Genomic DNA, 10,911 nt, shown 5'->3' on the forward strand with positions numbered 1-10,911 from the left:
AATAGTGGGAGTGTCCCTCTATTCTCAAGATTCAGTTCCCGTTCGTAATATGGACCCCTATTTTGATGAGGCCAGAAAACTCAGAAATCAGAATAAGATCGACCTGGCCCTAGAGACCTTGGACAAAGCCGCGGAAGAGGCAGAAAAAGATGAAGATGTAAAAGGATTGATCGATTGTTATCACGAGCTGGCCCTGCTCTATCTTAAATTGGATAAAGAAAGTGATACCCAATTCTATTGGGATCGTGCCAGTGTTTTACTTTCGGATATAGCTTATCCCTACGGGGATGCCATTCATAAATACATTGAGGCAATTCTGCTCTTTCAGGCAGATCAAAGCTACCAGGCCTTGTTTATGTTGAACGAAGCGAAACAGTTGAACAACGACAGAAATTTTTTCAACAATATTTTACTTACCGAAGCAATGGTATATATGAAGTTGGAAAAATATGAAAGCGCCGCCAAAAACCTCAATTCCTTGATAGTCAACTCAGATATTTACGAAAAGGACTATTTATCCACCCGGGCTCATTTAGGCTTATCCGAATTAAATTACCAAAAGGAAAGTTTTGAGGAGAGTGCCAAACATGGGGAAGAGGCTTTGGCCCTGGCCAACAACAATGGATTCTTTTTGGAGGTAAGGCAGGCAAATGAACTTTTATCAAAAGTGTACAGTAAATTGGGAGCCTACCAAAAGGCATGGGCCAATAGCCAGAATTTATTGGACATCCAAGACTCCTTATTTACCATTGACAAGGTAAAGGTAGAAGCCAAAACAGCCGATAAAATAAGGGATGACTACAAGACTGAACTGATTGCAAGACAGGACAATACAATCCAAGAACTGAAAGAGTCCCAAAATAGGTCAGAATTAACAGCTATTTTAACATCGGCCTTTCTAATTATAATTTCACTATTGGCAGTTTCCCTGTATAGAAACAACCAGATTAAATTAAAGACAAACGATCTTTTACAGACAAAAAACAGGGAGTTACAAGTCGCCAGGGATGGGGCGGTACAGGCCATGGAGGCAAAGACGAACTTTCTTTCCACTGTGAGCCATGAATTAAGAACTCCCCTATATGCCGTAACGGGACTCACCCACCTACTTTTGGAAGAAAATCCATCCGATCATCAAAAAGAACATTTAAAAGCCTTGAAGTTTTCTGGGGATTATCTTTTGAACTTTATCAATGATATTCTTCATATCAATAAAATCGATGCCAATAAACTGGAGCCACTGAATATGGAGTTCAACCTTAAAAAGGTCATTAATGAAGTGATGGATTCCCTACAGCAAAGTGCCAAGGAAAACAAGACCAAATTGATTTTGGATTACGACAATGAAATTCCAAAACATTTGATGAGCGACCCATTAAAACTTTCCCAAGTCTTTATGAACCTCATTGGTAACGCGATTAAGTTTACTAGGGGTGGAATCGTTGAGGTAATTTGTAAACTAAAGGAAAAGAACGGGGAAGATGTTACCATTTATTTTGAGGTAAAGGACAACGGAATTGGTATTTCCAAGGAAAAACAGCAAAGCATTTTTGATGGTTTTGAGCAAGGCTCCATACAAATCAATAGAGAATATGGTGGAACCGGACTGGGCCTTACCATTGTAAAAAGCCTATTAGGTCTCTTTGAAAGTAAAATAGAATTACAAAGTACCCTAGGCGAAGGCAGTTCCTTCATTTTTGAAATCGATATGAAAAGTAAGGAGGAACTCATGGACGAGGTAGTCTTTGAAATTACAAAAGGGGAATATGATTTCAAGGGGCTTCACATCATGGTTGTTGAGGATAATAAGATCAATCAGGTAATAACCAAGAAAATGCTCAACAAAAAGGAAATTACTTGCGACATTGCAAGTAGTGGCGAAGAGGCGGTAATGTTGGCCAAAGAAAACACATATGATGCCATATTGATGGATATCCATATGCCAGGAATTAGCGGTGAAGAGGCAACAATACAAATTAGAACGTTCGACCAAACAACCCCCATAATAGCTTTAACAGCCATCTCTTTGGACGATAGCGTAGAAAGCTTCTATGCCGCGGGTTGTAACGATGTGGTAACAAAACCCTTTAAACCGGAGATTTTCTATCAAAAAATAGGGGAAAATATTTTTGATAAAAAGATTAGGACCTCGCTGTCATAAATTGTGATAAGGCATCAAAAATAATTTTCTTGCCATCTCCAATAAACCGATGGCTTACGCGCAAATAAGAAAGGTTGGATAGATGACCTTTCAATCGCATATAGTCCTTTTCAGTGGTGACTATCAATTCCTTTTTACTGAGAAAACCGATTTCCTTTTGGGTAAAAAAGTGATGGTCCTTAAAGGCCAAATGCTCAAAAGTAAATCCTTGGGACTTTAAATGTAGTATTAGTGGAGCAGGATTGGCGATTCCTGTGACCAATGTGAATTTTTTATCTTTCAGCGCATCCATTTTTATTTGGTTTGACAGACCATATAAAATCCCATCATATGCCAAGCAGCTAAAGAGTACTTTTTGGTCAATTCCATGTTTCAGTTTCTGTGCAATATGATTTTGTTCTTCCTCATTTAAATTTGGAGGACATTTGGTCACAATTATAAAATTGGCCCGTTGCGCGGCATTTTTGCTATCCCTCAGATTACCAGTGGGCAAATACCAATCATCCACATACAGATCCCCATAGGATGTCAATAAAACGGAAACATGAGGTGTTACTTTTCTGTGTTGGAAAGCATCGTCCAAAACAATGAGTTCCGGTTTTACGCTATTGGTCAATAAGCGGATTCCCTCCCTCCTATTTGCATCTACTGCGACGGTAACATCCGCGAATTTTTGATGTATCTGATAAGGTTCATCCCCAAGATTTTCGACAGTAACATTGGCGTCAGCGATTAAAAACCCCTTGGATTTGCGCTTATAGCCCCTACTCAAAACCGCTATTTTATAATGAGGCTTCAATAGCTCCAATAAGAACTCGGTCATAGGGGTTTTTCCAGTACCACCAACACTTAAATTACCAATGCACACAATGGGCACATCAAATTTTTGGGAGGAAAAAAGACCAATGTCATACAGGAAGTTCCGCAAGTAAACCACAAGGGCGTAGACCAAAGAAAATGGAAACAGAAGTTTTCTTAAAAGTTGCATCAGAACGAAATTATAATAATTTATCTTTGAAAACCTTATAATTTATTGAAAATGACGGTTAAATCGGTTGCCCAAATCCTAGAAGAACTAGCCCCTTTGGAACACGCGGAGGATTTTGACAATGTAGGCCTTTTGGTGGGCGACAGTGCCATGGAGATTAGCGGAATTTTAGTGACCTTAGATACTTTGGAATCTGTAGTGGACGAGGCGATTGCAAACCATTGCAATCTCATTGTTAGTTTTCATCCGATTATTTTTAGCGGATTAAAAAAGATTACCGGCAAAAACTATGTGGAACGCACCGTTATAAAAGCGATTCAAAACAATATTGCAATTTATGCCATCCACACGGCCCTGGATAATACTTTTAACGGTGTCAATGCAAAGATTTGTGAGGTCTTGGGTCTTGGCAGCACCAAGATACTGATACCCAAAAAAGATACGATCAGAAAACTTACCACCTATATCCCATCCGCGGAAGCGGACAATCTCAAAGAAAAACTTTTCAAGGCCGGAGCTGGAAACATTGGAAACTATAGTAATTGCAGCTTCGCGCTTGAGGGGACCGGCAGTTACAAAGCAGGCGAACACAGTAATCCTACGATAGGGGAAATAGGAAAGACCCACTTTGAGAAGGAAACCATGATCAATGTGACCTATCTTAAGTCTTCGGAAAATAATGTTTTGAATGCCCTAATGAAACACCATCCCTACGAAGAAATAGCCTATGAAGTGTATTCCTTGGAAAACCAAAACCAAAATATTGGCATGGGAATGATAGGTGAGTTGAATGAAGCCATACCGGAATTATCCTTTTTAAGGCATTTAAAAAAGACAATGGGCGCCCAGGTTGTAAGGCATTCGGTACTACGGAACAAACCCGTTAAAAAAGTAGCGGTTTTAGGAGGTAGTGGGGCATTTGCCATTGGAGCGGCGAAAGCTGCAGGAGCCGATGTTTTCGTGACCGCCGACGTTAAATACCATCAGTTTTATGAAGCCGAAAATGAAATGGTGATTGCGGACATTGGACACTTTGAAACTGAGCAATTTACAAAAAACCTTTTAGTTGATTATCTTACGAAAAAAATTCCTAATTTTGCAATCCATTTATCGGAAAGTATAACAAATCCTATCAAGTATTTTTAAATATGGCAAAAAAAGAAGATTCGTCTGTAGAAGCAAAGTTAAGGGCGCTGTATGACCTTCAATTGATTGATTCCAGAGTAGATGAAATAAGAAATGTACGTGGAGAACTACCCTTGGAAGTGGAGGATTTAGAGGATGATGTGCTTGGCCTTAAAACAAGAATGGATAAGCTTAAGACCGATTTGGAAACTATAAATTACGAAATAGGGGCCAAGAAAAACCTTATCGAGGAGGCAAAGGCCTTGATAAAAAAATATACGGAGCAACAGAAGAACGTAAGGAACAGCCGTGAATTCAATTCCATAAGCAAGGAATTGGAATTTCAAGAACTGGAAATTCAACTTGCCGAAAAAAATATCAAGGAATACAAGGCACAGATTGAGCAGAAGAAGGAAGTTATTGCCGAAACGAAGGAGAAGTTGACGGAACGCGAAACGCATCTAAAACACAAAAAGGGTGAGTTGGACGCCATTTTGGCCGAGACCGAAAAAGAAGAAAAAGCCCTGCTTGAAGAATCCTTGAAATATCAGGATTTAATTGAGGAACGATTGGTGAAGGCCTACGCCCGAATCAGAAGCAACGTTAAAAACGGACTTGCGGTTGTACCCATTGAAAGGGGAGCTTCTGGCGGTTCCTTCTTTACGATACCACCACAAGTACAGGTTGAAATCGCTTCCAGAAAAAAGATCATCACCGATGAGCATAGCGGTAGGATTTTGGTAGACCCTGCTCTTGCGGACGAAGAGCAGGAAAAAATGGAAAAACTCTTCGCCAAATTATAATTCGCAAAGAAAATTACAGAAAAAAGGCCATCTTTTGAAGATGGCCTTTTTTTGTTTAATTTATCAATAGATGAAGAAATTGGTCCAAATAATTGCAAGTATCCTTTTAATGAACATACAAATGTCCCATTCCCAAGACCTTTCCGATTATCAATGGCAAAACAGGGTTTTGATTCTTTCGGATGCTGGCGTGGATAGAAGGGATTCCAAATTGGCATTCGAGCAAGTTACATCGCAGATAGATGCCTGGAAAGAAAGGGATGTAGTCGTGTTATTTTTGGCGAACAAAGTATTGACGACCTTGGAGGATGAAAAAATAAAATACGTGATGGAACTTCCTGATAAATTCAACGGCTACCTGTTGATAGGTAAGGATGGGAGAATCAAGATAAATGAAAAATATCCCTTGATTCCAAAAAAGGTCTTTGATTGTATTGATGGCATGCCCATGAGAAGGTCGGAAATGAAGGAAAGAAATCAATGAACCGAATCTTTCAAGGCTTCCAATATTTTGTCCTCAACTTTTTGGCTATCCCAAATAGTCTCAATATTGGGCATTGCCATTACGTCTTTCATAATTTTCTCTTGAAAATCTCCCTCTGCCAACGCCTCTGCATAGGGTCGGTCTGAGAAAGTCACCCTACTATATGCCGGAATCCATTTTTCGGGATGCTTTTCAGCAAAGCGTTTCTCTATTTTTTTCTGTAATAAAAACAGGGGGTCCGCTGTCTTGCTGCTCATTTCCATAAAATTTCGGTAACTCAATTCCGCTATGGCATCGGCATTTGGCTTGCGCATTTCCTGATAGTTCCTGAAAATGGTCTCCCAATCGTCACCGTGCGTCCGTATGAGCTCATTTAAGACATAAATATCCTCAAAACCGGCATTCATACCCTGTCCATAGAATGGGACAATGGCATGGGCGGAGTCGCCTACAAGGGCCACCTTGTCCCAATACGTCCAAGGAAAGCATTTCATGGTCACCATGGCACTGGTAGGGTTCTTGAAAAAATCATGGGTCAGATTTTCTATGTCCTTCCTTACATTGGGAAAATAGGTGCTGAAAAATTGTACGGCATCCTCTTTGGTCCTTATGCTTTCAAAGGAAACGGCACCCTCAAAAGGCATGAACAGTGTGCAGGTAAAACTTCCGTCCAAGTTGGGCATGGCAATGAACATAAATTGGCCCCTAGGCCAAATATGGAAGGAGTTTTTGTCCAGTTTGTGCGAACCATCGGCATTGGGCGGTATCGTTAACTCTTTGTAGCCTACATCGATAAAATCTTGGGAGTAATCAAACCGACTCCTTCGCTGCATTTTATGGCGTACCCTGGAAAAAGCACCATCACAACCAAACACCAGATCAAAATCATAGGCCGTCCACGCACCTTTTTCAGTTTCTCCGGTAAATACCTGTGCATTTGGCAAATCTACGTCCCATACCTTTTCTTCAAACCTGAATTCCACTCCGGCTTGCTCTGCCAAGTCGATCATTTTTTTATTGAGCACCCCTCTTGAAATAGACCAAATAGCCTCTCCGTCCTTCCCGTATTTTTGAAAATATTCTGGTTTTCCTATTACATGAATGGCCCTTTTATCCAAAGGAATGCCTATTTTCCGTATTTCGGTATCAATGCCAACTTCCCTTAAGGCCTTCCACCCCCTATTACTCATGGCAAGATTAATGGACCTTCCGGAAAACTCGACCTGGCGGATATCGGGTCTTCGATCAAAAACGGTAATCGTATGCCCATACTTCTTTAGGTAAATGGCTAATAAAGAGCCCACGAGCCCTGATCCTATAATGGCAACATTCTTTTTTGTCTGGGTCATAAACGGTTTGCTTGGTCTATTTGAAAAGTATTTGGGAAGGTAAAATAGAAATTAATTTAGGTTTTAGTTTAATATTAACTCTTTTTGTTTAGTCAATAATTAATTTTATTAAACAATAAATATAGAAGGAATGCATTTTAATCTTTCGGACTTAAAAAACCTCCCCAATAGATTCAGGGCAAATTTAATCAATAGTTCCACAGGGTACAGACCTAGCAACCTTTTAGGTACAAAATCGGATCAGGGCGTTACAAATCTGGCCGTATTCAACTCCATTTCACATATTGGAAGCGAACCTGCCATGCTCGGTTTCGTTTTAAGACCGCTTACGGTCCGAAGGGATACTTATGACAATATAAAGGCAACCGGCCTTTTTACCGTAAACCACGTAAACGCTTCCATACTTGAACAAAGTCATCAAACTTCCGCAAAATACGGGGATAATGAATCGGAATTTATTAAAACAGGCCTGACAGAAGAGTACCTGGATGGATTCCACGCACCTTATGTAAAGGAAAGTTCTATAAAATTGGGCTGTTCCTATATAAACGAATACACTATTGAAGAAAACGGCTGCGTGCTGGTCATTGGGGCCATAAATCATTTGTACGTTCCAGACGATGCCCTGTTCGAGGATGGCACCATCAACCTAGAAACTGCCAAGAGCATCGCCAATATTGGCCTGGACGGATATGCCCTACCAAAACTATTGAAAAGGTTCGCCTATGCCCGGCCAATCGAGAATACGACCGAAAAATAAATGGGCCATAAAAAACTACATCTCCCTTCAAAAATTTGTCCTGTTTGTGGACTTTCCTTTGCTTGGAGAAAAAAATGGGAAAGGTATTGGGATGATGTAAAATATTGCAGTGAAAAGTGTAGGAGAAACAAAAACAATGTACATGACTAGTTTAGTTTGGTTCAGGAACGATTTAAGGGTACAGGACAATATCTCACTTCTAAAAGCCAGTAAGGCTGAAAAAGTTATTGGAGTGTATTGTTTTGACACCCTTTATTTTGAAAAGGGAGAATTCGGTTTTAAAAAAACAGAAAGTTTCCGGGCCAAGTTTTTGATTGAATCCGTAAAGGAATTACGGGAAAATCTGAAAAAATTCAATATCCCGTTATTCGTCTATGTGGGGAAATCATCGGAGCATATAGCACAGCTTGTAAAGAAACATGAAATTGATACGATTTATCTTCAAAAAGAATGGACGCGCGACGAGGTTTTTATATCGGATTCGGTAAAAAGGGAGGTGGGCGAAGCCGCACAGTTTAAGGAGTGCTACGACCAGTTTCTTTTTCATCCTGAGGATATTCCTTACTCGGAATTTGAAGATATCCCAAAGGTTTTTACCGAATTCAGGAAAAAGTGCGAAAAATACTGTAAGGTTCGTCCTGAAGTTACCTTTGAAAAGCATTTTCCTATGACAAACTATGTGGAAAACCATACGAAGATACCTTCATTGACCGATTTGGGATTATCGGAGCCGATACCAGACAGTAGGACCGCCTTTCCTTTTAAGGGCGGAGAGATTCAGGCCGCAAAAAGGATTGAAAACTATTTCTGGGAAACCAAAAAATTGGCGTTTTATAAAAAAACAAGAAACGGGCTGTTGGGTACCGATTATAGCTCCAAACTTTCGGCTTGGTTAGCAAATGGAAGTATTTCGGCACGTACCATTTATTGGGAAGTAAAAAAATTCGAGAAGGAAATTAAAAAGAACGAGGATACCTATTGGTTGGTTTTTGAGCTGATATGGCGGGATTTTTTCAAATATGTTTCCCTTAAACATGGTCCTAAAATCTTTCGGCTAGATGGAATTTTGGACAAGGAGTACGACTGGCAACTGGACAAATCACTACTTGACCAATGGATGCTAGGGAATACGCCCGATGCTTTTGTTAATGCCAATATGAAGGAACTGGAAAAAACGGGATGGATGAGTAATAGGGGCCGACAAAATGTAGCGAGCTTTTGGGCTAAGGAACTGGAGCAGGACTGGCGCTATGGTGCGGCTTATTTTGAGAGTATGCTTATCGATTATGACGTGCACAGCAATTGGGGCAACTGGATGTACAATAGTGGAGTAGGCAACGACCCACGGGACCGAAAATTCAACACCAAATTACAGGCAGAACGCTATGACCCAAATGGAAAATTTCAAAAACAATGGTTACAAGGGTGTTTATTTGACCAATAATAAATAGCATCGTTTTTTATGTTTTCTGATGTCCAAATTTTTCATTGGGACTTGATTAAAAAACCAGGAACGACCAAAAATAGAAATCTGACTATCAATAATTTAAACCTAACAAATGACTAATGAGAACTCCTCCCCTTCGGGGAGGTCGGGAGGGGCCACCTTACGATTGATATTAGGAGATCAGCTAAACCAAAAACACAGTTGGTTTGACTCGGTAGATGATAATGTTACCTACCTCATGGCAGAAATGCGCCAGGAGACGGACTATGTGAAGCATCATATTCAAAAGGTAACGGCCTTCTTCTTTGCCATGCGAACCTTTAAGGAAGAACTGAGCGAAAAGGGACATCAATTCATCTACCTTAAAATTGGTGACCCGAACAATCCACAGGACCTGGCCAAGATTATAGAAACGTATTGCGATGCTACCGATGCAGTGCGATTTGAATACCAATTGCCGGACGAATACCGCTTGGATGCCCAGTTAAAACAAATTGCGAAATCCCTGAAAATCGACACCCATGCGGTGGATACGGAACATTTCTATACGAGTAGGTATGAACTAAAAAACTTCTTTTCGGGTAAGAAACAGCTTCTGATGGAATCCTTTTACAGGATGATGAGGAAGAAGCATGGTATCATGGTCGAAAACGGGCAACCCGATGGCGGAAAATGGAACTACGACCAGAGCAACAGAAAAAAATGGAAGGGAACACCGGAAATTCCTCACGAGCGGGGATTTAGAAAGGATGTCACCGATTTACTGAAGGAAATAGAGGAATCCGGTGTAAAAAACTTTGGGGAAATTGACCCGGAAAAGTTCAATTGGCCCGTAAGTAGGTCGGATTGCCTCTCGGTCCTGAACTATTTTTGCAAGGAACTGTTGGTTCATTTTGGCGATTATCAAGATGCCATGCATACGGAGGAGAAATACCTTTTTCATTCAAGATTGTCCTTCGCAATGAACGCCAAAATTATAAGTCCGAAGGAAGTTATTGATAAGGTTCTGGAACATTTCCATGAAAACAAGGAAGTTATCGACATTTCACAAGTAGAAGGTTTTGTAAGGCAAATATTGGGCTGGCGCGAATATATGCGTGGTATTTATTGGAAGGAAATGCCCGGTTATGCTCAATTGAACAAACTGGAAAACCACAACCCACTTCCCGATTTTTTCTGGACTGGGAACACCAAAATGAACTGCCTAAAGCATGCCATTGGGCAAAGCCTCTCCGATGCCTACGCACATCATATTCAACGACTTATGGTCATAGGGAATTTTGCCTTGTTGGCCCAATTGAATCCTGATGAAGTGGACCAATGGTATTTGGGCGTATATATAGATGCCATCGAGTGGGTGGAAATTACCAACACAAGGGGTATGAGCCAATTTGCCGATGGAGGAATCGTTGCCACCAAACCCTACGTGAGCAGCGCCAACTATATCAACAAAATGAGCGATTATTGCGGTTCCTGCCATTATAAACATACCCAAAAGGAAGGGGAAAATGTCTGTCCTTTCAATGTCCTTTACTGGAATTTTTTGGATGCCAAAAAAGCACATTTTAAGGACAATCAACGCATGAACATGATGATGAGTTTGCTTGAAAAGAAGAGCGCTTCGGAAATGGATTATATTAGAAAAAAATCGGCCGAAATCATTGAAAATCCAGATACATTTTAACAAATAATTAAACTTGAAGTTAACAAAATATTGTATCTTTTATGTAGATAAGTAGACTATTCCGCGCAAGCGTCTATATATCCAAAAAGCTCCTTCATAAGAAAATTGTG

The 10,911-nt window shown here is 40.4% G+C and carries 10 protein-coding genes; 8 read left to right on the forward strand and 2 right to left on the reverse strand.

Features of this window, described 5'->3' with window-relative positions; genetic code table 11:
• The first annotated feature begins 10 nt into the window (after positions 1–10).
• On the forward strand, positions 11–2,161 hold the full coding sequence (locus tag DZC72_RS15345; RefSeq protein ID WP_317127164.1) for a hybrid sensor histidine kinase/response regulator: 2,151 nt from the start codon (positions 11–13) through the stop codon (positions 2,159–2,161).
• Here the strand turns inward: DZC72_RS15345 and lpxK are convergent.
• Complete coding sequence (gene lpxK, locus DZC72_RS15350; protein ID WP_125223809.1) at positions 2,142–3,149, reverse strand: tetraacyldisaccharide 4'-kinase; 1,008 nt, start codon at positions 3,147–3,149, stop codon at positions 2,142–2,144. The two genes, DZC72_RS15345 and lpxK, sit on opposite strands and share 20 nt — an antisense overlap.
• 51 nt (positions 3,150–3,200) lie before the next feature.
• On the opposite strand from lpxK, the gene DZC72_RS15355 reads away from it, so the two are divergent.
• The 3 genes from DZC72_RS15355 to DZC72_RS15365 all read left to right on the forward strand — a co-directional run bounded on the left by DZC72_RS15355 (position 3,201) and on the right by DZC72_RS15365 (position 5,561).
• Positions 3,201–4,295: a Nif3-like dinuclear metal center hexameric protein gene (locus tag DZC72_RS15355; RefSeq protein ID WP_125223810.1), complete on the forward strand. Its 1,095-nt coding sequence runs from the start codon at positions 3,201–3,203 to the stop codon at positions 4,293–4,295.
• A gap of 2 nt (positions 4,296–4,297) precedes the next feature.
• Entirely contained in the window at positions 4,298–5,077 is a 780-nt protein-coding gene (locus DZC72_RS15360) for a zinc ribbon domain-containing protein (protein ID WP_099545754.1), read from the forward strand.
• Between the two features lie 70 nt (positions 5,078–5,147).
• Complete coding sequence (locus tag DZC72_RS15365; protein WP_125223811.1) at positions 5,148–5,561, forward strand: DUF4174 domain-containing protein; 414 nt, start codon at positions 5,148–5,150, stop codon at positions 5,559–5,561.
• Here the strand turns inward: DZC72_RS15365 and DZC72_RS15370 are convergent.
• Positions 5,555–6,910: an FAD-dependent oxidoreductase gene (locus tag DZC72_RS15370; protein WP_125223812.1), complete on the reverse strand. Its 1,356-nt coding sequence runs from the start codon at positions 6,908–6,910 to the stop codon at positions 5,555–5,557. The two genes, DZC72_RS15365 and DZC72_RS15370, sit on opposite strands and share 7 nt — an antisense overlap.
• Positions 6,911–7,040: 130 nt before the next feature.
• Between DZC72_RS15370 and DZC72_RS15375 the strand changes: the two genes are divergently transcribed.
• The 4 genes from DZC72_RS15375 (at position 7,041) to DZC72_RS15390 (ending at position 10,801) form a co-directional block, all read left to right on the forward strand.
• Complete coding sequence (locus tag DZC72_RS15375) at positions 7,041–7,670, forward strand: flavin reductase family protein (protein WP_125223813.1); 630 nt, start codon at positions 7,041–7,043, stop codon at positions 7,668–7,670.
• Positions 7,671–7,820, forward strand: a complete 150-nt coding sequence (locus tag DZC72_RS15380) for a DUF2256 domain-containing protein (RefSeq protein WP_125223814.1) — start codon at positions 7,671–7,673, stop codon at positions 7,818–7,820. It begins immediately after the preceding gene.
• Positions 7,813–9,114, forward strand: coding sequence for a DASH family cryptochrome (locus tag DZC72_RS15385; RefSeq protein WP_125223815.1), 1,302 nt, complete (start codon positions 7,813–7,815; stop codon positions 9,112–9,114). The genes DZC72_RS15380 and DZC72_RS15385 overlap by 8 nt, the downstream gene beginning before the upstream one ends.
• A gap of 115 nt (positions 9,115–9,229) precedes the next feature.
• Positions 9,230–10,801 (forward strand): cryptochrome/photolyase family protein, encoded by a 1,572-nt coding sequence (locus DZC72_RS15390; RefSeq protein ID WP_125223816.1) that lies wholly within the window; start codon positions 9,230–9,232, stop codon positions 10,799–10,801.
• The last annotated feature ends 110 nt before the right edge of the window (positions 10,802–10,911 follow it).

The sequence above is a fragment of the Maribacter algicola genome (genome assembly GCF_003933245.1).
GTDB lineage: Bacteria > Bacteroidota > Bacteroidia > Flavobacteriales > Flavobacteriaceae > Maribacter > Maribacter algicola.